The organism is Aeromonas sp. 6P (genome assembly GCF_051919525.1).
GTDB classification, from domain to species: domain Bacteria; phylum Pseudomonadota; class Gammaproteobacteria; order Enterobacterales; family Aeromonadaceae; genus Aeromonas; species Aeromonas veronii.
The window spans coordinates 2,782,329-2,808,513 of sequence record NZ_JBQBEO010000002.1 but is presented as its reverse complement, the minus strand read 5'-3'; the positions used below and the strand labels follow the sequence as shown (position 1 = coordinate 2,808,513).

At 54.0% G+C, this 26,185-nt stretch carries 19 protein-coding genes; 11 read left to right on the top strand and 8 right to left on the bottom strand.

Features of this window, described 5'->3' with window-relative positions; translation table 11 throughout:
* The first annotated feature begins 153 nt into the window (after positions 1 to 153).
* The 10 genes from ACTG2J_RS13000 (at position 154) to ACTG2J_RS12955 (ending at position 14,523) form a co-directional block, all read left to right on the top strand.
* Positions 154 to 1,146 carry a CgeB family protein gene (locus tag ACTG2J_RS13000; protein WP_439997577.1) on the top strand — a complete coding sequence of 331 codons (993 nt, stop codon included), beginning with the start codon at positions 154 to 156 and terminating at the stop codon, positions 1,144 to 1,146.
* Between the two features lie 48 nt (positions 1,147 to 1,194).
* Positions 1,195 to 2,370: a non-hydrolyzing UDP-N-acetylglucosamine 2-epimerase gene (wecB, locus tag ACTG2J_RS12995; RefSeq protein WP_439997576.1), complete on the top strand. Its 1,176-nt coding sequence runs from the start codon at positions 1,195 to 1,197 to the stop codon at positions 2,368 to 2,370.
* 67 nt (positions 2,371 to 2,437) lie between these two features.
* Complete coding sequence (wecC, locus tag ACTG2J_RS12990) at positions 2,438 to 3,694, top strand: UDP-N-acetyl-D-mannosamine dehydrogenase (protein ID WP_439997575.1); 1,257 nt, start codon at positions 2,438 to 2,440, stop codon at positions 3,692 to 3,694.
* Between the two features lie 48 nt (positions 3,695 to 3,742).
* Positions 3,743 to 7,705, top strand: a complete 3,963-nt coding sequence (locus tag ACTG2J_RS12985) for a glycosyltransferase family protein (RefSeq protein ID WP_439997574.1) — start codon at positions 3,743 to 3,745, stop codon at positions 7,703 to 7,705.
* Entirely contained in the window at positions 7,702 to 9,396 is a 1,695-nt protein-coding gene (locus tag ACTG2J_RS12980; protein WP_201989232.1) for a DUF6270 domain-containing protein, read from the top strand. Before ACTG2J_RS12985 ends, ACTG2J_RS12980 begins: the two co-directional genes overlap by 4 nt.
* An 11-nt stretch (positions 9,397 to 9,407) precedes the next feature.
* A complete protein-coding gene (locus ACTG2J_RS12975) occupies positions 9,408 to 10,493 on the top strand; it encodes a galactosyltransferase-related protein (protein ID WP_201989233.1) in 1,086 nt (361 codons plus the stop codon).
* A 22-nt stretch (positions 10,494 to 10,515) separates the two neighbouring features.
* Positions 10,516 to 10,773, top strand: a complete 258-nt coding sequence (locus tag ACTG2J_RS12970) for a hypothetical protein (RefSeq protein WP_439997573.1) — start codon at positions 10,516 to 10,518, stop codon at positions 10,771 to 10,773.
* Positions 10,770 to 12,614 (top strand): capsular polysaccharide biosynthesis protein, encoded by a 1,845-nt coding sequence (locus ACTG2J_RS12965; RefSeq protein ID WP_439997572.1) that lies wholly within the window; start codon positions 10,770 to 10,772, stop codon positions 12,612 to 12,614. The genes ACTG2J_RS12970 and ACTG2J_RS12965 overlap by 4 nt, the downstream gene beginning before the upstream one ends.
* A 12-nt stretch (positions 12,615 to 12,626) precedes the next feature.
* Positions 12,627 to 13,961 carry a capsule biosynthesis protein gene (locus ACTG2J_RS12960; protein ID WP_439997571.1) on the top strand — a complete coding sequence of 445 codons (1,335 nt, stop codon included), beginning with the start codon at positions 12,627 to 12,629 and terminating at the stop codon, positions 13,959 to 13,961.
* 58 nt (positions 13,962 to 14,019) lie between these two features.
* On the top strand, positions 14,020 to 14,523 hold the full coding sequence (locus ACTG2J_RS12955; RefSeq protein WP_439997570.1) for a hypothetical protein: 504 nt from the start codon (positions 14,020 to 14,022) through the stop codon (positions 14,521 to 14,523).
* Positions 14,524 to 14,771: 248 nt separating this feature from the next.
* On the opposite strand, the gene asnB is transcribed toward ACTG2J_RS12955, so the two are convergent.
* The 4 genes from asnB to ACTG2J_RS12935 form a co-directional block, all read right to left on the bottom strand.
* Positions 14,772 to 16,436: an asparagine synthase B gene (gene asnB, locus ACTG2J_RS12950; protein WP_439997569.1), complete on the bottom strand. Its 1,665-nt coding sequence runs from the start codon at positions 16,434 to 16,436 to the stop codon at positions 14,772 to 14,774.
* A gap of 192 nt (positions 16,437 to 16,628) precedes the next feature.
* A complete protein-coding gene (locus tag ACTG2J_RS12945; RefSeq protein WP_019446570.1) occupies positions 16,629 to 16,997 on the bottom strand; it encodes a cupin domain-containing protein in 369 nt (122 codons plus the stop codon).
* A gap of 130 nt (positions 16,998 to 17,127) precedes the next feature.
* Positions 17,128 to 18,702: a cation:proton antiporter family protein gene (locus ACTG2J_RS12940; protein ID WP_005344770.1), complete on the bottom strand. Its 1,575-nt coding sequence runs from the start codon at positions 18,700 to 18,702 to the stop codon at positions 17,128 to 17,130.
* A gap of 54 nt (positions 18,703 to 18,756) precedes the next feature.
* The gene (locus ACTG2J_RS12935; protein WP_005337281.1) at positions 18,757 to 19,506 is read right to left on the bottom strand and encodes an HAD-IIA family hydrolase; all 750 of its coding nucleotides are present in this window, start codon (positions 19,504 to 19,506) and stop codon (positions 18,757 to 18,759) included.
* A 197-nt stretch (positions 19,507 to 19,703) separates the two neighbouring features.
* Between ACTG2J_RS12935 and ACTG2J_RS12930 the strand changes: the two genes are divergently transcribed.
* On the top strand, positions 19,704 to 20,768 hold the full coding sequence (locus ACTG2J_RS12930; RefSeq protein ID WP_439997568.1) for an adenosine deaminase: 1,065 nt from the start codon (positions 19,704 to 19,706) through the stop codon (positions 20,766 to 20,768).
* Positions 20,769 to 20,881: 113 nt separating this feature from the next.
* Here the strand turns inward: ACTG2J_RS12930 and ACTG2J_RS12925 are convergent, their stop codons facing one another.
* The 4 genes from ACTG2J_RS12925 to ACTG2J_RS12910 form a co-directional block, all read right to left on the bottom strand.
* Complete coding sequence (locus tag ACTG2J_RS12925) at positions 20,882 to 21,868, bottom strand: zinc-binding dehydrogenase (protein WP_439997567.1); 987 nt, start codon at positions 21,866 to 21,868, stop codon at positions 20,882 to 20,884.
* A 147-nt stretch (positions 21,869 to 22,015) separates the two neighbouring features.
* Complete coding sequence (locus ACTG2J_RS12920; RefSeq protein WP_439997916.1) at positions 22,016 to 23,137, bottom strand: alkene reductase; 1,122 nt, start codon at positions 23,135 to 23,137, stop codon at positions 22,016 to 22,018.
* 182 nt (positions 23,138 to 23,319) lie between these two features.
* Positions 23,320 to 24,855: a TerC family protein gene (locus ACTG2J_RS12915; protein ID WP_040066465.1), complete on the bottom strand. Its 1,536-nt coding sequence runs from the start codon at positions 24,853 to 24,855 to the stop codon at positions 23,320 to 23,322.
* Between the two features lie 300 nt (positions 24,856 to 25,155).
* The gene (locus ACTG2J_RS12910; RefSeq protein ID WP_139429511.1) at positions 25,156 to 26,082 is read right to left on the bottom strand and encodes a cation diffusion facilitator family transporter; all 927 of its coding nucleotides are present in this window, start codon (positions 26,080 to 26,082) and stop codon (positions 25,156 to 25,158) included.
* Positions 26,083 to 26,185: the final 103 nt, after the last annotated feature.

The following is a 26,185-nucleotide window of genomic DNA, read 5'->3' as shown; positions in this document are numbered from 1 at the left end:
GGAATGATGTCTGCCTGTCAGAATATAGCCAAGTGACTATTTTATAAAAATTAATTGGTTTTTAATAAAAACCAGCATGCTGTTCATATTCCACGCTATGTAGATAATGGGTGGCTATGATTTTCACTTTATTATATATGTGGATCAATTTCTTTGAGCAATAATAAACGACCATGTATTGCTTTAGTGGCCGACCAGTTTACTACATTCAGTTTGGCTCCAGACGCAGATTTAATTCAAATAACACCTATAGATTGGCAATGGAAGTTAAGGTTTTACAAACCTGACTTTTTATTTGTCGAATCAGCCTGGCGTGGTTATAAGGATAGCTGGAAAGGAAAAATAGCCAGTTATGCCCATAGTTCGCCCAATAAACCAGAGCTGCGGAGGTTGCTGGAATTTTGCCACAAGCGGAAAATCACAACAATTTTCTGGAACAAAGAAGATCCGTTTCACTTCGAACGCTTTGCTGATGCGGCCGCGTTGTTTGATGTAGTCTACACCACGGACTCCGGCTCACTGGAGCGCTATCATGCGCTCCCCCATCAGCGTTTTCAGCATGTCGGTGTGCTGATGTTTGCTGCCCAGCCACGCTGGTATCAACCTGCAGAGAAGGGAGTGCGGGGTCAGGAGGTCGCATTTCTGGGTGGCTATTATGGTAACGAGCTGGCTGAGCGAAGCAGGGTTCAGGAGGATATTCTTCTGGCATTGCGAGATAAGAATCTGATTATTTTTGACCGGTTTTGGCAGAAAGGAAATGGCTGCAGCTATCCTGAGCAACTACAACCTTACTGTAAGCCTGCGATCACTCAAATGTCGGTTGCGAAGGCATATCAGCAATATCAAATATACTTAAACTTCAATACGATTAGTCAATCTTCAACAATGCTATCCCGTCGGGTGTTTGAATTGGCCGCTGCTGGCTGCCCTATTATCAGTACGCCTTCGATCGCCATGGATAACATTTTTGGCAAGAGCATTGTCGCAGTGCAGGATGGTGCTGTGGCGCGTGAATGGTGTGCACAATTACAAAAAAACATTCGACTAAGAGACGAATTGGGCCAAAACGCAATGGAAATAGTGCTGGCCCAACACACCTGGCAACACAGGCTGACACAGCTCAACAGTGAACTCAGTCTTTATTAGTTAATTTCGGATAGATAAAACCAATTAGCTCACACGGGAGTGATTATTATGCCAATTAAGGCGCAGCGAGTATTGATCGTTTTTGGTACCAGACCGGAAGCCATCAAAATGGCCCCTATCGTCAAGGCTTTCCAGGCCAATCGCAAGGTTGACGTGCGGGTCTGCGTGACCGGGCAACACCGGGAGATGCTGGATCAGGTACTCAACCTGTTCGAAGTTGAACCGGAATATGATCTCAACATCATGAAGCCGGGCCAGGATCTTACCGATGTCACGACCGCCATCTTGCAGGGGCTCAAGCCCGTTTTTGCCGAGTTCAAACCTGACCGCATTCTGGTGCATGGTGACACGGCTACGTCGTTTGCGGCGACTCTGGCCGCTTACTACCACCGTATCGCGGTTGGCCATGTTGAAGCAGGGCTGCGCACCGGCAACATCTACTCTCCCTGGCCGGAAGAGGGGATGCGGCGTTTGACTGGCGGCATCGCCGATCAACACTACACCCCGACTATCAGCTCGCTGAAAAACCTCATCATGGAGAACATCGCACCGGAGACCATCTTCGTCACCGGTAACTCGGTGATCGACGCCTTGATTGAGGTTTCCCAACGCATTGATAAAAACCTTGGCATGAAGGCTGAACTGGCCGCGCGTTTCCCTTTCCTCGACAAGAGCAAGAAGCTGATCCTGGTCACCGGCCATCGTCGCGAAAACCATGGCGATGGCTTTGAGCGGATCTGCAAGGCGCTCTCCGTGTTGGCCGAGCGTGATGATGTGCAAATCGTCTATCCGGTGCACCTCAACCCCAACGTACAAGAGCCGGTGAATCGTAATCTCAAGGGGCTCGACAATGTGCATCTGATCGAGCCGCAAGATTACCTGCCGTTCGTCTATCTGATGAAGCAGAGCTACCTGATCCTGACCGACTCGGGCGGTATTCAGGAAGAGGCACCTACCTTGGGCAAACCGGTGCTGTGCATGCGTGATACCACAGAGCGTCCCGCTGCGGTCAAGGCGGGAACGGTTCGTCTGGTGGGTACCTGTGACGCCACCATCGTCGCAGAGACCGTGCGGTTGCTGGATGACGAGCTGGCCTATCAGGTGATGACCCATGCCAACAACCCCTATGGGGATGGCAGAACCAGCCAGCGCATCCTTGAGGCTGTTCTCGGCTTGAGCGGCGCCCTCGGCCAGCAGATTGACAGCAGCCTGCAAGTGGCCTGATTTACAGATTACATAACTGCCCTTGGGGGCATATTGCCCCCTGTTTTACTTTTGAGAGCACAAGATAATGAAATTCGAAACCATCTCCGTCGTTGGTCTGGGCTATATCGGTTTGCCAACAGCAGCAGTCATCGCCAGCAACGGTATTCGTGTTATCGGTGTCGATGTCAACCAGCATGCGGTAGACACCATCAATCAGGGCAAGATCCATATCGTGGAACCGGGCCTGGAAGATCTGGTCAAGCAAGCGGTGCAGGATGGCCACCTGAGCGCACACACCAGCCCGAAGAAGGCGGATGCCTTCCTGATTGCTGTGCCGACCCCGTTCAAGGGTGAAGATCACGAACCGGATCTGAAATATATCGAGAGTGCTTCCCGTGCCCTGGCGCCCATGCTGGAGAAAGGCAATCTGGTGGTACTGGAGTCCACTTCTCCGGTGGGGGCCACCGAACAGATGGCCAAATGGCTGGCCGAAGAGCGCAGCGATCTGACCTTCCCGCACACAGTGGCAGAAGGCCAGACCCCTGACATCTTTGTTGCCCACTGCCCGGAGCGCGTGTTGCCCGGTCAGGTGATCCGCGAGCTGGTGGAGAACGATCGCATCATCGGTGGCATGGACAAGGCCAGTACCGAAGCCGCCACTCAGGTCTACAAGATGTTCGTCAAGAAGGGTGAGTGCATCGCCACCGAAGCACGCACCGCCGAGATGAGCAAGCTGACCGAAAACGCCTTCCGCGACGTCAATATCGCCTTTGCCAACGAGTTGTCACTGATCTGTGACCAGCAGGGCATCAATGTGTGGGAGCTGATCTCCCTTGCCAACCGTCACCCGCGCGTCAATATCTTGCAGCCGGGTTGCGGCGTGGGTGGCCACTGCATCGCGGTCGACCCTTGGTTTATCGTCAACCAGAATCCTGACACTGCCAAAATCATCCACCAGGCTCGCCTGGTCAACGACTACAAGCCGCACTATGTGGTGGAGCAGGTAGAAAAAGCGGTTGCCGGTCTGAGCAACCCGAAAATTGCCTGTCTGGGTCTGGCCTTCAAACCGGATATCGACGATCTGCGTGAGAGCCCGGCGCTGGATATCACCAAGACCCTGGCAAATAACCCGGTTTATAAAATTCTGGCGGTTGAGCCCAATATAGAAGCACTTCCGCCGGTATTGGAAAACTGTAACGACGTCGTTCTTTCCACACTATCCGATGCCCTGCAACAGGCTGATGTCATCGTGATTTTGGTCAAGCACAAGCAATTCCTGGGCATGACCCTGCACGATGCAAGGTCCAGCGAGATACTCGACTACGTTAACGCCATTCAGTAATTAACTACGGGGCCATGTCAACATGGCCCCGTTCACATATATAAAAACATGAAAAAACAAATAAATAATAGAATTAAAAAGAGAAAGACAGCTGCAACGTCAAAAGCTGATCTGATAAAGCAACTGGATATTGCGACCAACACGTTTTCAGAAAAAATAGATCTTCTAGAAGGTGAGGTTTTTCTATCCAAAACCCAATTGCATGAAGCCAGGGTTAAATATAGAAATATTACCCAGCAGGCCGCCAACTATAAGGAAAAAGTCTCACTCCTAGAAAAGGAGTATGATGAAGTTTGCGTACAGAGGGATTTACTTGAAGCTCAGCTTAACCAGCTTAATAATCAGGTTGAGCAACTCAATGAACACCTATTGAAAAAAGACAGCGTCCTGTCTGTCAATACGGCGATAACACAATCTATTCAGTCTGATCAAGAACACATGAAAATGGAGTTCTTGCGTTCAAGACTTGCCCTTCATGAAATGAGGCAAGAGCTGGCGTGTGTTCATAATGAACTGGAAGAGCAGCGGGTAAAAGCTGCAAAACTTAAAAATACCCTCTCTTATCAACTCGGCCACGCACTTATTTTCTCGACCAAGAGCTGGAAGGGCTTCTTCTCTTTACCACTCAAATTATTGGCACTGAAGAAGACAGCTAAAGAACGTCGTGGAATTACCTCCTCCCCAAACATCTTGCCCAAGTTACAGCTTGACATAACTGGTGCTACCAGCCGTGCCGATCTGATACATCTTGAACGTGCTATCGAGAAACTGGTTTTGGATACGGGCGATGGTATCTCCAACGCGTTAAGACGTCTAAAAGTCGCCAGTATTATGGATGAATTCACTTATCTATCCTACGAGCCTGAGTGCAACCTACTTCAGCTTACCCCGCAGAATTGGTTGACCGAGCTTGAGTCATTCCGGCCAGAGTTGCTCATGATCGAGTCTGCCTGGCGCGGTAAAAATGACCTCTGGGGCAGTAAAGTCGGCCATATGAGCCAGGAAGTCGTCAATATTGTCGAATGGTGCCGCAATAACAGTGTACCCACCGTCTTCTGGAATAAAGAAGACCCGGTTCACTTTGAAACCTTTCTTAATACAGCAAAGCTCTTTGATTATGTCTTTACCACAGACATCGATTGTATTAGCCGATATAAGACAGCTCTTGGGCACGGTCGCGTTTATTTTCTGCCATTTGCTGCCCAACCAAAGGTTAATAACCCGATTGAGAAGTATCAGCGTAAGGATGCATTCTGCTTTGCCGGTGCCTATTATACGAAATATCCTGAGCGTACCCGTGATCTCGGGGATTTCTTGTTGAGTCTGCCCGGTTTTAAACCGGTTGAAATATATGATCGTAATTTTGGAAAAAACATTCCTGATTATCAATTCCCGGAAGAGTATCAACCTTTTATTGTCGGTACGCTTCCTTATAGCGAGATCGACAAGGCCTACAAGGGTTATTACTACTCTATCAATTTGAACTCGATCAAACAGTCGCAATCGATGTTTGCGCGCCGAGTTTTCGAGTTGCTTGCTTCCAACACGATCACCGTCAGTAACTTCTCTCGTGGAGTTCGCGCCATGTTTGGCGATTTAGTCTTCACAGGGGATTCCGGGAGTGAGTTGGTCAGGCGGTTGCAGAATGTCGCCGGCAATCCGCTAAAGGTGAAGCAGCTACGACTGATGGCCCTACGCAAGATCATGCTGGAACATACCTACCAGGATCGTCTTGCCTATATCTACTCCAAAGTCAGCGACACTCAGCTTGAAAACATGCTGCCCGCTATCTGCGTCACGGGCTACGCCAGAAGCATCGAAGAGTGTGTTCTCCTGATGCAGCACTTCAATCGTCAGCAGTATGACAACAAGCGTATGGTTATTGTCACAAGCAATGGATTGGATACCTCTGGTCTCGCGCCTCAGGACGCGATCACCTTGCTAAGTGCTTCCAACGCAGAGCAGTTGCGACTACGCGAGGTGTGCGGTGGCGCCTGGCTGTCGGTCATGGTCGCTGAAGATTACTATGGCCCCCATTATCTGACTGACATCATCATTGCGACTCGCTATACCGACGCACAGGTCATCGGTAAAGGAGCCCTCTATAAGGTCAAGAGTGATGAGCTGCAATTAAATTATGGTGAGCGAATTTATCAAGAGGTGGCTAGCCTGCCGGCGCGTAGCAGCCTGGCGTTTGGTTCAGTGGTCCCCGAGAACAACCTTCGCGAATGGGTCACCAGTCTCTATACCTATCACTATGAAAATGTTCTCGCCTTCTCGGTGGATGAATTCAACTACTGCATGAATGGTGCTGAGGTTGCTGAACGCTTCGATGCGTTCAATGCCCCCACACTGGAAACTGGTTATGGCCTGTCCGAGCTCAACCATATCGCAGAAAATTGTCAGCCATTTGAGCGTAGTGTTGATGAACTGCCTGCCCTGCACGCAACAACCCTGAATGAGATGCTGGTACCGGCCAAAAATACGCAAGTTTCAGCCGTGATGGAAAATGGCCTGCTGACCCTGAGTTCCTCTCTTCCGGACGGAAAACATGAATACTGGTATGCCAAGCGCGAACACCACCTGTCGGAACTCAATGTACAAGATGGCAAGCTACGCCTGCACATGGAAACCACACCGGGGCTGAACCTGCAATTTGTCCTCTTCTTTATGGACAGTAACAAGGAGCGGCTTTCTCATGTGGTGAAACCTGCCAATCGCAATGTGGAGATCCCTCTCCCCAGCGGGACGGCATCGGTCAAGTTTGGCCTGCGGATCTATGCTGCTGGCTCGGCGTCGCTGTCATCGCTCATTCTTGACTTCAAGCCTCAGACACCCTGCCAGCAACTGGCGTGCAACCCGTACCTGGTGATTACCAATAACTATCCCAGCTACAACGACCTTTATAAAAATGCCTTCGTTCACAGTCGCGTCAAGGCTTACAAAGAGGCTGGTGTAGTCTGCGATGTCTTCCGCTTCAAGGCTGATACAGCGCTCTCTTATCATGAGTTCGAAGACATAGATGTCACCACAGGGGGAGCCGAAGCTCTCGAGGTACAACTACGGCACGGTCGTTACAAGCACATCGTGATCCATTTTATCGATCGCGGAATATGGGATGTTATCAAGCAGCATCTGGACCAGGCGCAGGTGACCGTCTGGACCCATGGTGCTGATATTCAGTCCTATGAGCGACGAGCCTTCCTCTATGACACACCGGAGCAACATGCCAAAGCACAGACCTTGAGTGATGCCCGTCTTTCTCTGTGGCGAGAGATGCTCAGCCCCATGCACCCAAATCTGAAGATAGTCTTTGTGTCACGGTATTTGGCGGAAACCTCTATGGAAGATCTGGGAATCCAGATCCCACCGCAGCAATATGCAATCATCCATAATCCGATTGACACTGACTTCTTTGAATACAAACCAAAAAGTGTTGAGCAGAGAAAGAAAATTCTTTCTATCCGACCTTATGCCTCCCGCGTTTATGCTAATGACCTGATGGTCAAAGCCATTTTGGAGTTGCAGAAATACGAGTTCTTTAAAGAGCTCGAATTCAGAATCATTGGTGACGGCCCACTATTTGACGAGATCCTAGCTCCCATCGCCGGACTGGAGAACGTCATTATCGAACGGCGTTTTGTCAATCGTCATGAGATCAAGGCACTCCATCAGCAGTATGGGCTCTTTATGTGTCCCACACGGATGGATACCCAAGGTGTCTCTCGAGATGAGGCAATGTCATCAGGGTTGGTTCCATTAACTAATTATGTAGCCGCTGTTCCTGAGTTCATTGATAAAGACAATGCAATATATGATAGTAATGAAGAGGTTATTAATATAGTGTCTGGAATTGCTAATATAGTATATTCCGATGACATTTTTCACAGCTTGTCATCAAATGCAGCTAATAAGGTTAGAGATATATCCTCACATGTAAAGATTATCAATAATGAGCTTGACTTTATTTGTAATAGAATAAAGCATTTAAATATAATGGTGAAAAAATGAAAATAGATTCTGTACAAAATCACTCCAATCATAATTTTCAACATATAGTTACAACTAATTTCGGTATTGGTATTTTTGACTACGAATGGCTAATAAACCGATTGGAAATATTTAAACTAACAACCCTAACTTCACTTTCAAACCAGTCATGCACCAACTTTGTTTGGTACATATTTGTCCATAGAGATATACCAGAATCGATTCTTGGATTATTAGAGGAATGCCTGAAACAAAAAAATAATATTTCATCTCATATTGTAAAAGTTCCTGCATATGATATGGTGCACATTGCAGTTAATAAAATAAAAAATGAAATTGACGCTGACTTTCTAATTTCGTCAAGAATTGATGATGATGATCTAGTGTATGAAAATGCAGTTTATGATATACAAAAAGAAGCATTAAAAAGAAAGAAAGAACATGCCATAATTGCTTTAGTAACCGGTGCTGACTATCTCCCGATTGATGATATTGCGATACCAAGAAACAGTGAGTCGATAGCATTAATGCTATCATTAGTTTCTGTAAAACAAGATAATAAAATTCTAAGCATTAATGAATTCGCTCATCATTTAGTCGTTAGCACTTTGGCCAACAGAGGGATTGACTGTGAGTATATAGGTATTGAAAGAACTGAACCATTATACTTATATGTTAAACACCCATTAAGCGATTCTTTTTATGCTGGCGCTAGAGCTAGGATAATAAATTCCCCTCAAAAATATAGTTTAAATCATGACCAATTCAAACGATTTGGAGTTGATAATAAAACTAGAGAAAAGCTAAAATCGATCTGTAGTGCAGTTCCTAATGGCATGCCTTATAAATACTTAGAACAGCTTAACTCCATCAGAAAGAAAACTCTTGATAAGGAACCCAAAGAATCTAATAATGCAAAATTTCTTTATCGAAAATTATCACACAAAGCAACTAAAAGTAGACCTTGGTTAACCGAAAAAAGAAAAATAAGACTTGCCATATTGGGCTCCAATGTATCAAGAGACTTATTTGACATATGCCCAGAAATTAATGACACCTTTGAAATTTGCTTCTTTAATGCTAGAACCTCATTACTATCTTACGTATCACCACCCAGTTTTAACTCAAAGCTAAAAACTCCAAACAAAACCTTTGAAGACTTATGTGCAACTCTTGATATAAATAAGAAATATTGGGATGAGCTCGAAAATTCTTGTCCTGATATGATCTTGATTGACTTTATTGATGAGCGAATTGGAAGTGTTCGCCATGATTGCACTTGGATAACGGCCAGTGGCCCAATAATAAAGTCTTTTGAACGTGAAAACTTAGACATTGAAGTAATTAGACCGTGGTCAAATATAATCAACCATCTTAGGCCATGGGCACTAAAAATGTTTATGAATAAAATACTTTCGATCACAGATAACGTTGTACTTCACCAAGCTTCTTGGTCAGAAAAGATGCTTTCTGATGAAGGAAATAAGATTGATGTCGATGAGAAATGGCATAAACTAATTGAACTTAACAATCTTATTCTAAAAAAATTATTTACGCTTGTTGATGATAACTTCCCTATGGTTGAGAAGATTGGCGGAATAGATACAGGCATGTACGCTGGTGGAAATCATCTATGGGAATTTACTCCATTTAATTATGACAAATCATATTACAAATCTCTTTCGAAACAACTTTTATATCGAGCATTTTGACCACTAAGGATATGAAAGTATCTAACTACAAGACAGACCTAAGTATAGTTATTCCATTTTCTGAGCGACTTTTTATTAAAGAAGACTTTAGATTGGAAAAGCTAGTTTGTCATGCAATAGAAAAAACCTCCTGTGAGGTTTTAATAATTTATTCTGGCTCACTTTCCTCGCATCGGCATAAATGGAGTCAAGGTCATGAGAGAGTAACATGGTTACATGCACCTGAATATGACGTTTTTAGCCCAGGAGCGCTAAGGAATTTTGCAGCAAAGCATGCCAATGGAAAATATATTTTCTTTGTAGATGCGGATCTAGACCTCTCACATAACAATTGGAAAACACTAATATGTAAATTACAAAAAATAATATATACCAACCAACAAGCATTCTTGATGTACCCCTGCCTCTATCTGACCAAAGAAGAGACGGAGCGCTTTGACGGGGATTTTCAGGGGTGCCTGGAATCCTTTCTACGCGGGGAGAATCACCGGGTGGAGGGCATCGCCCTAGCCAGCAGTTGCCTGCTGATCAATCGCGAGTGGTTTTTGCAGCTGGGGGGCTTTGACGAGCAGTTTGTCGGCCATGGCGGCGAAGATCTCGAACTGATAGACCGCCTTACCCGTCATTACCCCATCGGGCCGAGACCGGATGACTATGCCCTTAATATCAAGGCACAGCATCCGGGGGATTATCAGGGGTTTCGGCGCTATTTCAGCTATTATGCGCTGCCCCATCTGTTTGCCGGCCGGTTTCTGGTTCACCAGTGGCATCCGCGCCCCCTGACTCACCCTTACCACAAGCGGCGGGCTAACAATGATCAGCTGCTTGAGCAGATGCTAGCCTGCAGCGAAGCAGAGCGAGGCCCGTTGAAAGGGCCTGTGGTGCCCTGTGACGATCTTGGCGGGGAGTTGCCGGATTTTCGCGAGTGGATGATCCGTTTGCAGGAGGAGGCTGGCTATCCGGTGAACGAATATCCGGGGCTGTTGCGCTGGCAAGAGGGGGTGCAGCGCAAGCGGCCACTGTGGCGCAAGCTGCGCAAGCTCTATCTCAACCCTCGGGCCTTTTTCAGAGATATGTTTAAGCCCACATCTCGCTGAACTTTTTATCTGAGCAATTTGCATGACTCTATGGACACAATCCAGCGGCATACTGGCCCGCAGCACTCAAATCAGCGCCTGTCTGGGACAGCCATTGGCGCGCTTTGCGTCCCCTGATGCCGTACAGCCGGGTGATGTGCTGATCGGCTGGGGCCAGAAGGCCAATACCCACCAGATCAAGGAGCAGGCCAAGACTCTGAGTTTGCCCTATTGGCAGCTGGAAGACGGCTTTATCGGTTATATCGGTCACCCCGCCAGGGGGGCAAGGCGGTCTCGTTGATCGCCGATCCGGTGGGGATCTATTACGATGCCCGCCAGCCTAGCCAGCTTGAGCAGTTGATTGCCACCCCGTGCGAGCCACAGATGTTGGCACGGGCCGAACGACTGATTGGTGAGCTGGTACGCCTCGGGGTCACCAAATACAACTGTTATGCCACTGCCCCCGGTCAGTCGATTGTCAGCGGCAGCGTGACCGCCCTCTCTGCCGTCGGGGACTATGGCGGCTTGCCATCAGGGCTTGCCACTCGTCTGCAGCAGAGCGCCAAACCCAGGATCCTGCTGGTCGATCAGGTCTCGGGGGATCTCTCCATCCCGGGCGCCCTAGCCAGTGAAGCAGATTTTGTGGCGATGGTGGAGGCGGCCCGCCGCAATCATCCCGATGCGCGCCTGTTGCTGCGCACCCATCCCGATACTCGCTTTGGCAAGAAGAGTGGGGTGTTGGCCCGTCTGAACCTGGATGATGTGGAGATTGTTGCCGATCACTGCCATCCCCATGCGCTACTCAAGGTGGTGGATGCTGTCTATACGGTGTCATCCCAACTTGGTTTTGAGGGCCTGTTGCTTGGCAAGCCGGTCTATTGCTTCGGTATGCCGTTTTATGCCGGTTGGGGGCTGACCCATGACAGCAAGCAGTGTGAACGGCGCAACGTAAGAGTGTCGCTCCCCCAGCTGGTTGCTGCAGCCTTAATCTGCTACCCGCGCTATCTTGACCCCGTGCTTGGCCAACGTTGTGAAGTGGAAGAGGTCGTTGCCATCATTGCTCGCCAGCAAAAGCCTGCTCCACGTTGGCGCAGGCTTTATCTGGTCGGTTTCTCGCTGTGGAAGCGCGCCTTTATGCAGGCGTTTTGTCATCACTTGGCCGAGGAGCTTTGTTTTGTTAGCAAGCCTCCCAAGCGGTTGACCGGTGACGAGCAGATATTGGTGTGGGGTAGTCGTCACCCTGATCTCGCCTCTGCGATCCGGGTTGAGGATGGCTTTATTCGCTCCAGGGGGCTTGGCTCCAATCTCTGTCGCCCCTCCTCGCTATCACTTGATCCGGTCGGGATCTATTTCGACAGCCGTACCCCCAGCGGGCTTGAGCAGTTGCTCAACTACCAGCGGGTGACGGAGGTGGAGGTCAAGCGCGGTGACGCCCTGATAGCGTTGCTACGTGAACACCGGGTCAGCAAATACAATGTGGGCGAGCCGCAGCATTACGCCAAGCCGGATGATGGTCGTGAGCTGGTGCTGGTGGTCGGGCAGGTAGATGGTGATGCCTCCATTCTGACCGGGAGCCCGCATATTCGCAGTAACGAGCAATTGCTGTGGGCGGTGCGGGCGGCTAAACCCGAAGCCCATATTCTCTACAAGCCTCATCCTGATGTGGTGGCGGGCAATCGTGGCGGGGCGATTTCAGCGGCCTGTCTGGCGGAGTGTGTCGATAGTCAGGTGCTCGATATTGGTCTCACCAGCCTTTATCCCCATGTGGATGAGCTGCATACCATGACATCGCTCAGCGGCTTTGAGGCGCTGGTGCAGGGGGTCAAGGTGACGACCTGGGGCCAGCCCTTCTACAGTGGCTGGGGGTTGACCACGGATGCCAATCCGCCTGTTCGCCGTCAACGTAGTCTGCCGCTGGCGGCTCTGGTCTATCTGACGCTGGTTGCCTATCCGCTCTATATCGATTGGCAGACCGGCCTCTGGATTAGCCCGGAGCAGTTGATCCGCCAGCTGGCTAAGCAAGGGCACTCATTGGCCCAAAAGGCCAGCCGTTGGCAACGCTGGCAGGTCAAGCTCGGTTACTTGTTCCAGACGCTCATGCAGCGCCCGGCTCCGTTGAGTTTTCGCTTCCCCCGTTTTTGAGAAACATCGTCAATGAAGATTTTGTTACTGCAAGGACCGCTTGGCCCTTTCTTTCAGGCCTTGAGTCGTCAGCTGACCGAAGCGGGACATCAGGTGGTGAAGATCCATTTCAATGGCGGGGATGAGTGCTGGCCCTGTGCTGGGGAAAATCTGCGCTTTTGTGGTAAACCGGAGAGCTGGAATGCATTTTTGCGCCGGGTGCTCAAGCATCACGCTATCGATTCGGTGATCTGCTACGGAGATTGCCGTTACTACCATCTGGTTGCTGGCCGTATCTGCAAGCTGAAGAAGTTGCCATTTTGGGCAATGGAGGAGGGTTATCTCAGACCCGATTACGTCACGCTGGAACAGGGGGGGGTCAATGCCTTCAGCCCCTGGTATGAGCGTCGTGATCAGCTTGCCGAGCTGGACTGGCCTGTGCCTTATGACAGTTCGCTGAAGGTGGGCAAGACCTTTGCTGTGCGCGCCTGGAATGCCAGTCGTTACCATATCAGCAAGGCGCTGATGCAGTGGCGTTATCCCCATTTTGTCAATCATCGCCCCTGGAATCTGGTGCAGGAGGCGATGGGGTGGGTCTGCGGCGCCATGGTGAAATACGGCAACTTGCGCCAGGATCGCGCTTTGCTCAAAGCGTTGCCGCAGTACGCCGGGAGGATCTTCTTTGTGCCACTGCAAGTGACCGAAGATTTTCAGATCAGGGAACACTCTGACTTGAGCGGGGTAGAGGAGATGGTTGCGCAGGTGATCAACTCCTTTGCGCAGCATGCCAAACCCGAAGATGTGTTGCTGTTCAAGCATCACCCCATGGATCGGGGCTATGTCAGTTATCGCGCCCAGATAAACAGACTCATCGCAGTGCTTGGCCTGGAGGGGAGGGTCTTTTACGGTTATGAACTGCCGCTGCCAACCCTGTATCCCTTGCTCAAAGGGGTTATCACCATCAACAGTACGGTCGGTCTCTCTGCGCTGTTGCATGATGTGCCTACCTTCTGCATGGGGCGTGCACTCTATGACATTGACGGCCTTACCACCACAGGCTCACTGGAATCCTTCTGGTACAAGCAGAGCCCCGTATGTGCCGAGACATTCAAACGGGTGCGCCACTCCTTGCTCCATCTGACCCAGCTCAATGCCAGTTTTTACCGTCATCTGAATATGAGTGCACTGGCGGTAATGGAAAAAATGAAGCTTTCACAGCAGCCTCTGAGTGATGAAGCAGTATCACCGGAACGCCGCATGAGGGTGAATAAAACGATGTGCCTTACATTACCCTGGTTGGCTACTATCGATAGTATTTCTGACCCGTTTACATCTGTGGGATCAACGGTTCTGATGTTACTCGTTTGAATTCTTACCAATTGTGACTTAGTGTTAGTGAGAGGTGAATAAATCCAGGAAGGTTAACATGAACATTCAAGGTTGCTTGTTATCCATTGGACTCTTGGGGTTGTCGACTTTTTCCATGGCGGCTAATCATGATTTTTCACTAATTATTCATGGCGCATCAATTCATAGTGATTGTGAGTCAACAGGCAAAAAAACCAAAAGTTGTGACCTCAATGGATTTAATCCTGGGTTAGGGCTGGATTGGTTTTTTTTGGGTGGGGATGATACAGGAAAGCTGTCGTTACGTGGTGGGGTGTATCGTGATTCTTTCGAAAAATCAGCTGGTTACATAGGATTTTCGTACCGTAAAGAGTGGTTTTTTTCTGAACATACCTATCTGGGATTAGGATTGCATGCAGGCTATCTTGATGGTTCAGGCATTGAGGGGTTTGCTGGATTACCATTCGTTATTTTGGGCTATAAATCACTTGCGTTAGAGGTTGGTTATGCGCCCAAGGTGAAGTGGGTACCTGGTGATACCAAGGTTGCGGTAACAACATTCTCCTTACGTTGGACGTTTTAAACTTTTTTGCAGGTGAAAAATCTTGATTTGCAATATGTATTATTCGATGTGTAGACTATAATTGAACACTTTTCTAGGATTATTGTTATTTTCGATTGCATATAATATAATCTTTTGACGGTTTTTTAATTAAAAGTCGGCATACTGTTTTTTAATAAAATTATTCGTCACTATTTAAATAAAAAGCCCTTCACCATGGTGAAGGGCTTTTGCTATCTGACGTTATGCGCTCGGTTTGGCGTACAGGCTTAGTAGCCCTGCTGGTGCACGTCCATCACGGCGCGGCCGGACGGGTCGGCCATCTCCTTGAACTTGGCATCCCACTCCAGCGCGGTGGGGGTGGAGCAGGCGACCGACTTGCCGTAAGGCACGGTACGGGCGGCGGCTTCCAGCGGGAAGTGCTCGTCGAAGATGGTGCGGTAGAAGTAGGCCTCCTTGGTGAGCGGGGTGTTGATGGGGAAGCGGAATGCGGCCGCCTCGAACATCTGATCCGTCACTTCCTGTTCCACCATGGCTTTCAGGCTGTCGATCCACGAATAGCCCACGCCATCGGAGAACTGCTCCTTCTGGCGCCACGCCACTTCGTGGGGCAGCAGATCTTCGAACGCTTCGCGCAGGATGTGCTTCTCGATCTTGCCCTTGCCACACATCTTGTCGGCAGGTTGCAGGCGCATCGCCACGTCCATGAACTCTTTGTCGAGGAAGGGCACGCGCCCCTCGACACCCCAGGCGGCCATCGATTTGTTGGCGCGCAGGCAGTCATAGAGGTGCAAAGAGGCAAGCTTGCGCACGTTCTCTTCGTGGAACTCGCGGGCATTGGGCGCCTTGTGGAAGTAGAGATAGCCACCGAACAGCTCATCGGAGCCTTCGCCGGAGAGCACCATTTTGATCCCCATCGCCTTGATGTAGCGGGCCATCAGATACATCGGCGTGGAGGCGCGGATGGTGGTGACGTCATAGGTCTCGAGGTGATAGATGACGTCGCGCAGGGCATCCAGACCCTCCTGCACGGTGAAGTGGATCTGGTGGTGGATGGTGCCGAGGTGATCAGCCACCTTGCGGGCGGCGGCGAGATCTGGCGACCCTTCCAGACCGACGGCGAAGGAGTGCAGTTGCGGCCACCAGGCTTCGCTCTTGCCATCGTCCTCGATGCGGCGCGCCGCATAGAGCTTGGTGATGGCGGAGATGACGGAGGAGTCCAGCCCGCCGGAGAGCAGCACGCCATAAGGCACGTCGCACATCAGCTGGCGTTTGACCGCAGCTTCCAGCGCGGCTTTCAGCTCGGCCTTGTCGCTGACGTTGTGCTCGACCGCGCTGTATTCCATCCAGTCGCGCTTGTACCACTGTTTGAGCTCGCCATCCTTGCTCCACAGGTAGTGTCCCGGCGGGAAGGTCTCGACGCTCTTGCAGACTGGTACCAGCGCCTTCATTTCGGATGCGACATAGAAGTTGCCGTGCTCATCGCGACCGGTATAGAGGGGGATGATCCCCATGTGGTCGCGACCAATCAGGTAGGCATCCTGTTCGGCGTCATAAAGAATGAAGGCAAAGATGCCGTTGAGATCGTCCAGAAACGCCGGGCCCTTCTCCTTGTAGAGAGCCAGCAGCACTTCACAGTCAGATTTGGTCTGGAACTGGAAGTCGACCTTGAGGCTCTTCTCCAGCTCTTTGTGGTTGTAAATCTCGCCGTTGACCGCCAGCACATGGGTGCGCTCGGGGTTGTAGAGCGGCTGGGCGCCATTGCCCGGGTCGACGATGGCCAGACGCTCGTGCACCAGAATGGCTTTGTCTGAGCTATAGACGCCGGACCAGTCAGGCCCGCGGTGACGCAGTCGCTTGGACATCTCCAGCGCCGATTTGCGCAGGGCAACTGCATCGGACTTGATATCCAGAATGCCGAAAATTGAACACATTGGCGGTAATCCTCTTGATTTTTATATGAGCCCCCCACGTTTGGGCTCGAAATTCCATTTACATTCCTCGTCAGACACAATGCCTAGCGGAAAAACCTTTTGCAAGCGGGAAAACCGCAGAAAATCATGCCGTAAGCGTCAAGCAGATCAACAGGATAAGGGCTGCTGCAACGGGGCAGGGTGACGTGAACGTCAAGCAGAGGCGGGTTCGAAGATGACGTAGACCTTGCGACAGGGAGTAAGGGTCTCCCACTCGCCGACAAAGCCTGCCGGAATCACGAATTGATCGCCGGGTTTGAGAGCAAGCTGGCCGCCCTCACTGTCGTGGATCACCACATCCCCCTCCAGCAGCTGGCAATACTCGTGCTCGGTGTAGTGGATGGCCCAGCGGCCCGGCTCGCAAGCCCAGAAGCCCACGTGAAACTGCTGGCTTGGGTCGGAGTAGTGGTTCCACACCGTTTGCGCCGGGTTGCCTGCTTTAATGCGCTCGGATGCAGGCATCAGCGGGGTAGGGGCCGCCTCATGGCGATCGAGCAGGATCCAGTCGTTGAGGGTCTTCATGGTGCCTCCTTGGCTTCGGCAGATAGGAACGCGGGGCCATCCCGGCCCCGCGTTTGTTCGTTTTATTAAACGAGGTTGTGCATAACTTAAACGATGCGCATTCCCTTGCCAAGGGCTGCTGGCCGATAACTCAAAGCGGCTGCAAGCGGCGGATCACATGGCGGGCAAAGCCGCTGCCCGCTTCGTTGTAGACGTTGAATACCGCATCCACTCCCTGCTCCTGCAAGGAGGCGATATCGTCCTCGAAACGGACGATGGCGGCGATCTTGCCGTTGAATCCGTGGCTGCGCAGCTTCTCGATGGCGTAGAGATTCCCCGAATGGTGGGGCATCGCCAGCAGCACCAGATTGACCTGATTGGAGAGCAGCACCTTGTCCCAGAAGTCGGTATCGGTGGCATCCCCCTCGATGACGTTCATCCCCTGGGCGCGCAGGGTGGGTAGCTTCTCGCTGTCGTTCTCCACCCCGAGGATGACGTTGCCGTACTTGTTCTCCAGCTCGAAGTAGGCCCCCTGACCGATCCGCCCCATACCGAGGATGATCACCTCCGCATCGCCCAATTCGATGGGTCTGTCTTCCGGATGGAGGTTGCTTGCCTGCAATCCCCGCAGCCAGTGGCCGATGCGGTGGTAAATGCGCTCGCTCTGGGCATTGAGCGGGGCAGAGATCATAAAGCTCGCCGCCAGTGCCAGCGAGACTGCCACCAGCCACTCGTGGGAGAGCCAGCCCGCCTTGGCGGCGATGGCGGCGACGATCAGGCCAAACTCCGAGAAGTTGGTGAGCGCCAGGGTCGAGAGCAGGGCGGTACGTACCCGCAGGTGAGCGCCGCTGTAGACCAGATAGTAGAGGACACTTTTGAGCGGCAGGGCCAGTACCAGCGCCAGCGCCAGCAACATGGTGTCGTGAGTCGGCAGACCGTTGAGACCAATGGTGAGAAAAAAGCAGACCAGAAAGAGGTCTTTGAGATTGAAGAGCGCCTTTGCAAGCCCTGCCGCAGCCGGATGAGAGGCGAGCAGCATGCCGATGATGAGGGCCCCCAGATCCGGCTTGAGGCCGACCACTTCAAAACCGGCAGCCCCGACCACCAGTGCCAGAAAGACTCCGAACAGCACCTGCAGCTCGCCGTGACCGGCCCGCTCCAGCAGCTTGAACAGCAGCGGGCGCAGCAGCGGCAGTCCCAGCACCCAGAGCGCCCAGATGCTGGGCCACTTGCCGCTGGAGAAGGCCAGAAACGCCACGGCGAACACATCCTGCATCACCAGCACCCCGATGGCGATACGGGCGTAGAGGGCATTCATGTCGCTGCGATCTTCCAGCACCTTGACCGCAAAGACGGTGCTGGAGAAGGAGAGGGCAAAGCCCAGCAGCAACGCCAGTTTCCAGTCCAGCGAGAGGGCAAGTTCAAGCCCCAGCCCCTTGCAGACCAGCAGCACCACGGTAAAGAGCAGGGTGGAGAGCAGCAGATGCAGGCTGGTGGTGCCCCACACATCGCGTCGCATCAGGGTTTTGATATTGAGCTTGAGACCAATGGTGAACAGCAGCAGGGTGACGCCGAGATCGGCCACTTCGCTCAGGGCGGGAGTATTTTCATATCCCATGCCGTTGAGGATAAAACCGGCGGCCAGAAAGCCGAGCAGGGGGGGCAGGCCAATCAGATTGACTACCATGCCGCAACCAAAAGCCACGGCGATCAGAATGGGTTCCATAACAGATCCTGCAAGGGCAGGAGAGACCTGCCCTGTTTAACGCTTGGGTGGTGATTAGACGATATCGATGTCGACCACGGAGTCGAAAATATGGTTCGGTCTGAACGGCATGCGGTCGATATCGGCGACCTTGCTCACCCCGGAGAGCACCAGCACCGTTTCGAGACCGGCCTGAAAGCCTGCCAGAATGTCGGTGCGCAGGTTGTCGCCGATGATGATGGTGTCGTCGGAGTGGGCCTCCATCCGGTTGAGCGCCGCACGGATGATCCAGGCGCTCGGTTTGCCGACATAAAACGGCTTCTTGCCGGTCATCCGCTCTATGGGGGCGCACAGGGCGCCGCAGGCCGGGTGCATCATGGGGCCGTGGGTGTCGGGGTTGGTGGCGATAAAGCGGGCCCCCTGATCGACGAACTTGGCCCCCTGTTGCATCATGGTCCAGTTGTAGTTGCGGGTCTCCCCCACCACCACGAAGTCGGGGTCTATGTCGGTGATGGTGAAACCGGCCTTGTAGAGCTCGTGGGTCAGCGCCCCTTCACCGATCACATAGGCCTTCTTGCCATCCTGACGCTTGAGAAAGTCGGCGGTGCCCATGGCGGAGGTGTAGAAGCACTCCTCCGGCACCTCGATCCCGGCGGAGCGGAAGCGGTTTTGCAGATCTTTCTGGGTCTGGGCCGGATAGTTGGTGAGGAACAAGAGCTTACTGCCCTGCTCCAGCAGGCGATGGACGAAACGGTCGGCACCGGGGATGAGATCGTTGTTGTGCAGGATGACACCGTCGATATCGCAGATGACGTTCTTCTTCATGAAAACTCCTTGTCAGGACGCAGGCGAGCCGCCAATCGTTAAGATGTTCAATCATTTATGATTTTTGTGACGCCATTATAAGTCTGTTTGATGACAAGTCTCCCCTGTCTCGCCACTTCGGTGCACAATAAAGCTGCCGTCGGGTCAGTCTGGTGGAGGGGCTGACGCCGGATCACTTTGCTGATGGAGCCGTCGCTATGGACACCCCGATTTCCAAGCCAGTCACACCCGAACACCTCACCGCCGCGCAATTTATCGCCGGACTGCCGAAACTGGAGCTGCACCTGCATATCGAGGGCAGCCTCGAACCCGAGCTGATGTTTGAGCTGGGCCGCCGCAACAGTATTCTGCTGCCCTGGCCCGATGTGGCCAGTGTGCGCGCCGCCTATGACTTTGACTGCCTGCAATCCTTTCTCGATCTCTACTATCGCGGCGCCAGCGTGTTGGTGAGCGAGCAGGACTTCTTCGACCTCACCTGGGCCTATCTTGAGCGTTGCGCCGCTGACAAGGTGGTGCATGTGGAGATCTTCTTTGACCCGCAGACCCACACCGCCCGCGGCGTCTCTTTTGCCACTGTGCTCGGCGGCATCGAGCGGGCGCTGCAGACCGGAGAGCGGGAGTTTGGCATCAGCTGGCGGCTGATCATGAGCTTCTTGCGCCACCTGAGCGAAGAGGAGGCGTTTGCTACCTTGGCAGAGGCGGAGCCGTTCCTCGCCCGCATTCACGGCATCGGCCTCGACTCGGGGGAGAGGGGCAATCCGCCCAGTAAGTTTGCCCAGGTCTTTGCCCGCTGCCGCGAGCTGGGGCTGCCGGTGGTGGCCCATGCCGGTGAAGAGGGGCCCGCCGACTACATCTGGCAGGCGATCAACGAGCTGCAGGTATGCCGTATCGATCACGGGGTACGCTCGGCCGATGATCCCGAGTTGCTGCGCTATCTGGCCGATACCAGGCTGCCACTCACCGTCTGCCCCCTCTCCAACACCCGGCTCAAGGTATTCGGCAATATGGCCCAGCACAATGTGTTGCGGCTGCTGGAGCAGGGGCTCTGCGTCACCATCAACTCGGACGACCCTGCCTACTTTGGCGGCTATATGAATGCCAACTTTGTGGCGCTGGCCGATGGCCTTGGCGCGACCATGAGTCAGCTCTGCCGCTTGTCGCTCAATGCGGTGGAGGCGAGCTGGCTAAGCTTGGCCGACAAGGCGCGGCTGACCCGGGAGATCCGCAGTTATGCCGAGACTCACGGGGTGATCCTGCATTGAGTCAGGCGCCAATGAAGTCGAGATGAGATGCAGTAGATATAAATAGAGGCCCGCCATCACTGGCGGGCCTCTTTCGTTTCAATGGTCGGTGTGGTTATCAGGGAAGGTCAGCGTTATGCCACTTGCACCAGAAACTTCTCGCCCTGTCCTTCGCGCTTGAAGCGCTCGAGCAGGGTAGGCAGCGCCTCGAAGTCGCCCACCACCAGCGGCGGCAGGGTCAGCTCGCCGCTCGCCATCTGCGCCATCATGGCGACACCGGCGGCGACCAGCCGACTCCACTGCTTGTCCGAGCCAAAGGCGTGCTGGGCGCCCAGCGCAATCTCGTGCAATGAGTGGCAATGGCTAAAGGCGGGTAGCGGGTTGTGCGGGATGCGCCCGAGCACAGTCACCATGTGACCGTAGTAGCCAAGGGCAGGCAGCAGGCTCTCAGCCTGTTGGCTGGAGACCAGATCGATGATCCCCTCAAACGGCTCGTTGCCGTTGGCAGTCTGCAAGGTGGCCAGCCAGTCGGGATCTCTATAATCGGCCACCCCCTGCACACCTATCTGCTTGAGCCACGGATGATGACGTGGACTGGCGCTGGCAAAGACTCGCGCTCCTTGCTTGAGGGCGAGCTGTACCGCAAAACGGCCGACACTGCTGCCAGCACCTGTGATGAGCAGCGCTTCCCCGTGCAGGCGCGGCAGCTTGGCCAGCGCCTGCCAGGCGGTGAGGCCAGGACAGGGCAGGGTGGCGGCCGCCTCATCGCTCAGGGCATCGGGCACTGGCAGCAGGGCGCGGGCTGGTACCCGGGTGTGGCGGGCAAAGCTGCCGTGGTGGCGCAGGTCGGTGTGATAGGCGACCCGGGCGCCGAGACGCAGATGGCTGACGTTGGCGCCGAGGGCCACGATAGTACCCATGCCATCGACGCCGGGCACCTGACCATCCTGCCAGTTGGAGTGGCCATATTCGATCAGCTTCCAGTCCACCGGATTGAAGGCGATGACCCGGTTTGCCACCAGCACCTCGTCAGGGGCGAGCGGTGCCAGGGGCAGATCGGCGAGGGTAAGCTGGGTCGGTTCACCGGGGGCATGCCAGCACCAGGCTTGGGTGTGATTCATGATGACTCCTTGTGAAAGCGAGGGGAGAGAAGAACGAGATTATTGAAGCAGTGATTCGGTCAGTCATATCACTGTTGCTAATGCGCAACAATACGGCAGGCCCCAACCTGTGGGGCCTGCGTTACGTAGCCGGTTGGCCATCGACAATCAGCGGCTGGTGGTTGCGTCCTCGGCCTGATAGACGGGGTAGTCGGTCAACCCTTTTTCGCCGCCGCCAAACAGGGTGGCCGGATCGTGGGGGGCCAGCGGATAGCCGTGACGCAGACGGTTCGGCAGATCCGGGTTGGCGACGAAGGGGCGGCCAAAGCCAATCATGTCGGCCCAGCCCGCTTCTAGGGCGGCTCGAGCCCGCTCGCCATCATATTTGCCAGCATAGATCAGGGTGTTGGGGAAGGCATCCCGCAGACCCTGCTTGAAGTTCTCCGGCATCAGGGGGGCATCGTCCCAGTCCGCCTCGGCAATGTGCAGGTAGACCACGTTGAGCTGGCCCAGCAGACGGGCGGCCGCCAGATAGGTCTCCTGCGGATTGGCATCCACGGTGCCGTTGAGGGTGGTGAGCGGCGCAAGACGCACCCCGACCCGGTCGGCGCCGATTTCGCTACTGACCGCCTCGGTCACCTCTTTGAGAAAGCGCAGCCGGTTTTCCAGCGATCCGCCATAACTGTCGGTGCGGGCGTTGGATTCGGAGTCGAGGAACTGGTTGATCAGATAACCGTTGGCGGCGTGAAGCTCGATGCCGTCAAAACCGGCGCTGATGGCGTTGCGTGCTGCCTGACGGAACTGGCCCACCACCGCATCGATATCGGCCTGAGTCATGGCGCGCGGAGTGACGGTCTCGACAAAGCCCGGCGCATCGCTGCCGTTATCGACGAACACCTTGACGCCCACGGCGGGCAGGGCCGAGGCCGAGATGGGTTGGGCGCCGCCGATGTTGTCCGGATGGGTGACCCGGCCCACGTGCCAGAGCTGGGCGAAGATGGTGCCCCCCTTGGCGTGCACGGCATCGGTCACAAGCTTCCAGCCAGCGATCTGCTCTGCGCTGTAGATGCCCGGCGTCCAGGCATAGCCCTTGCCCATGGGGTCGATTTGGGTGCCTTCGCTGATGATCAGGCCCGCCTCGGCGCGCTGGGCGTAGTAGCTGGCCATCATGGCGTTGGCCACATCACCGGGCTGACTGGCACGGGAGCGGGTCATGGGGGGCATGACAATGCGGTTGGCAAGGTGCAGCTGGCCGAGGCGCAGCGGGCAGAACAGGTGATCGTGGCTGATCTTGAGTTCCTCATGGTGGAAGTGAGGCCACTTTATGCCGCCATCTTGTTGTGAAAAAGAGGGGTAATTGCACAAGAGAATTGTGCTTGATGCAGCAATCAGTGCAACCCGCCGGGAAAGAGGCGTTTAGGCATAAAAAAGAGGGCCGTCTGGCCCTCTTTTGTATTCTGCTGGTGGCAGGCTCAAGCCGCGGCGGGCATCACTTTCACCCGCTCGATGCGCCGCTCGCTCACCTCGATCACCTCGAAGTTGAGCTGCTGCAGTTGCAACTGCTGACCCGGGGTGGGCAGGGTGCCGAAGTGGGAGAGCAGCATGCCCGCCAGGGTCACGTATTCATCGCTCTCGCTCACCAGCCCCTCGTGCTCCAGCACCTGCTCAACATGGTGGATGTTGGTGCTGCCGTTGATCAGCCACCCTTCGCCATCGCGCACGATATCCGGGGTTTCGTCCTCGTCCGGCAGCTCGCCGACGATGGCCTCCAGCAGATCGTGGGTGGTGACCAGCCCCTGGATCACGCCAAACTCGTCGGAGACCAGAATAAGGCTCCCCTTGGCTTTGCGCAGCTCCGCCAGCAGACGGATCACGTTGATGGTCTGCGGCACGATAATGGGATCGTTCTGCTTGGCCAGTTCGCTCAAAGATTGCCCTTCGTTCAAGGCAAACAGCAGATCGCGCGCCTTGACCACTCCGATCACCTCGTCCAGATCCCCGTCACAGATGGGGAACAGGCTGTGGGGTTCGCGCTGCAGCAGGGCGCGGATCTCGTCGCTGGAGTCGTTGATATCAATCCAGGCCATCTCCGAGCGCGGGGTCATGATGGTGCGAATGGAGCGCTCGGCCAGCGACAGCACCCCGGTCACCATATAGCGCTCCTCCTCGCCAAAGCTCACCGGCGCTACGGCCGGGGCATCCAGATCGTCATCCGGCTGATCCTGATAGGCCTTGCTCCCCATCAGCTTGAAGATGGCGGCGGTGGTGCGCTCGCGCAGGGGCTGTTTGGATTCGTGACGCATGGCGCTGCGCTGGGCCAGTTGGTTGAAAAACTCGATCAGCACCGAGAAGCCGATGGCTGCGTAGAGGTAGCCCTTCGGAATGTGGAAACCGAAGCCTTCCGCCACCAGGCTGAAGCCGATCATCAGCAGGAAGCTCAGACAGAGCACCACCACGGTGGGGTGGGCGTTGACGAAGCGGGTCAGCGGCTTGGAGGCGAGCACCATCACCACCATGGCGATGGTCACGGCGGCCATCATCACGCCAAGGTGTTCCACCATGCCGACGGCAGTGATGATGGAGTCGAGCGAGAAGACCGCATCTAGCACCAAAATTTGGGCGATCACCACGCCGAAGCTGGCGTAGGCGCCGACCGGGCCGTCATCGTGGGGTTTGGCTTCCAGCCGTTCATGCAGCTCGGAGGTAGCCTTGAACAGCAGGAACAGGCCGCCCCCCATCAGGATCAGGTCCCGACCGGAGAAGGGGTGATCCCACAGGTGCAAAATCGGGGTGGTCAGGGTGACCAGCCATGACATGACGCTCAAGAGCCCAAGTCGCATCAGCAGGGCCAGCGACAGGCCGATGACGCGGGCCTTGTCCCGTTGGGCGGGGGGCAGTTTTTTCACCAGAATGGCGATAAAGACCAGGTTGTCGATCCCCAGCACAATTTCCAGAATGATCAGGGTAAACAGACCGATCCAGATATGGGGATCCAGCAGCAATTCCATTGTGACGACCTCAATAAAAACAGACAGAGCAAACAGTGATCACGGCGCAAGATGGCCGCAGTAACAGCAAGGCAAAGGTGTTATTCAGAGGCGCTGATTAAGCAGAAAAAGATAGGCTTTGACAGAGAGAGACGAAGGGCAACTTCGGGGATTGTCCATGATGGGCAATAAAACCTCGGGTGAAAAATGAGCCCTGATGATAGCGGCTGGCGCCAATTTGGCAAGAGCAGCGTCAGCGAGGCGTGATGGGGTTGTGATGCGACAGGGGAGGCGGCGGTGCCGCGCTCCCCCGTGCGGTCGTTACAACCAGCGCTTTTCGCGGGTGAAACAGACCGAGAGCCAGGCATCCCCCAGGGTGTCGCCAAGGCGAGACCAGAGCTCCTGACGCAGGGCATCCTGACGTTCGACGGGCCACTCCTGACCCGGCGCCACCAGAATGTTCAATTCCAGATCGAAGCGGCGACCGCTTTTGGCCAGATGGCTGTAGCACTCGATGCCGTGGCGCTGGCGCAGCGCCTCGATCTCCTGCTCGACTTGCCGTGGCACATCTCCCTTGGGGGCGATCTTCAACACTTCCCGCAGGTTGCGACCGAGCACCTTGATGGGAATGAGGGTGGCGCAGAGGGCCAGCAGCGAGACCAGCACCGGGTCTATGTAGCGGTTGTATTGGCCGTAGCCGATGGCATCGAGGCCAATGGCGACCACGAAACCGATAAGCAGGGTGGCGCTGAGCAGGGTATCCACCAGCCACTCCTTGGAGTCGACCCGCACCAGCTCGGAGTCAACCTGTTCGGCAACCTGGGCTTCAATACGATAGATGATGGCGCAGAAGAAGGTGGAGACGGCGGCATAGATGAGGGCGTGGCCGAGATCGATCTCCCGTCCGCCATCCAGCAGGGTGGTGATGCCGCTATAGAGAGCGCCAAGGCAGAGCAGCAGAATAATGGTGCCATTGATGACGTTGGTGATGGGCTCGAAGTGGGCATAGCCGTACTGGAAGCGCGCATCGGAAGGGCGGGTAACGAGATAGGCAGTGATGAGGCCAAGGCCCGTCATACCCATGCTGAACAGGGTGAAGATACCATCGAGCATGATGGCGTTGGAACCGACGAAGAGGCCGTAGCCGATGCCGAAGATGGCAAAGGTGATACAACCGAACAGCGACAGGGTAAGCGCCTGTTTTTCGGTGGTGACCAGCGTACTGATAACATGGCTGTGGTGAGCCATAAAAGTCCTCCTTTCAAATGGTGAATATTGCCAAGCGCAAGCGGTTTTCTAGCTGATATACTGCCCGCTCACATGTGAGCGGACTGGCCTGACTGCCATTGAC

Coding starts and splice junctions, on each gene's coding strand:
- ACTG2J_RS12975 (WP_201989233.1), top strand. CDS start 9,408: ATGAAAGTATCTAACTACAAGACAGACCTAAGTATAGTTATTCCATTT.
- ACTG2J_RS12945 (WP_019446570.1), bottom strand. CDS start 16,997: ATGAAGACCCTCAACGACTGGATCCTGCTCGATCGCCATGAGGCGGCC.
- ACTG2J_RS12935 (WP_005337281.1), bottom strand. CDS start 19,506: ATGAAGAAGAACGTCATCTGCGATATCGACGGTGTCATCCTGCACAAC.
- ACTG2J_RS12940 (WP_005344770.1), bottom strand. CDS start 18,702: ATGGAACCCATTCTGATCGCCGTGGCTTTTGGTTGCGGCATGGTAGTC.
- asnB (WP_439997569.1), bottom strand. CDS start 16,436: ATGTGTTCAATTTTCGGCATTCTGGATATCAAGTCCGATGCAGTTGCC.
- ACTG2J_RS12915 (WP_040066465.1), bottom strand. CDS start 24,855: ATGGAATTGCTGCTGGATCCCCATATCTGGATCGGTCTGTTTACCCTG.
- wecC (WP_439997575.1), top strand. CDS start 2,438: ATGAAATTCGAAACCATCTCCGTCGTTGGTCTGGGCTATATCGGTTTG.
- ACTG2J_RS12955 (WP_439997570.1), top strand. CDS start 14,020: ATGAACATTCAAGGTTGCTTGTTATCCATTGGACTCTTGGGGTTGTCG.
- ACTG2J_RS12980 (WP_201989232.1), top strand. CDS start 7,702: ATGAAAATAGATTCTGTACAAAATCACTCCAATCATAATTTTCAACAT.
- ACTG2J_RS12985 (WP_439997574.1), top strand. CDS start 3,743: ATGAAAAAACAAATAAATAATAGAATTAAAAAGAGAAAGACAGCTGCA.
- ACTG2J_RS12970 (WP_439997573.1), top strand. CDS start 10,516: ATGACTCTATGGACACAATCCAGCGGCATACTGGCCCGCAGCACTCAA.
- ACTG2J_RS12910 (WP_139429511.1), bottom strand. CDS start 26,082: ATGGCTCACCACAGCCATGTTATCAGTACGCTGGTCACCACCGAAAAA.
- ACTG2J_RS12925 (WP_439997567.1), bottom strand. CDS start 21,868: ATGAATCACACCCAAGCCTGGTGCTGGCATGCCCCCGGTGAACCGACC.
- ACTG2J_RS12930 (WP_439997568.1), top strand. CDS start 19,704: ATGGACACCCCGATTTCCAAGCCAGTCACACCCGAACACCTCACCGCC.
- wecB (WP_439997576.1), top strand. CDS start 1,195: ATGCCAATTAAGGCGCAGCGAGTATTGATCGTTTTTGGTACCAGACCG.
- ACTG2J_RS12960 (WP_439997571.1), top strand. CDS start 12,627: ATGAAGATTTTGTTACTGCAAGGACCGCTTGGCCCTTTCTTTCAGGCC.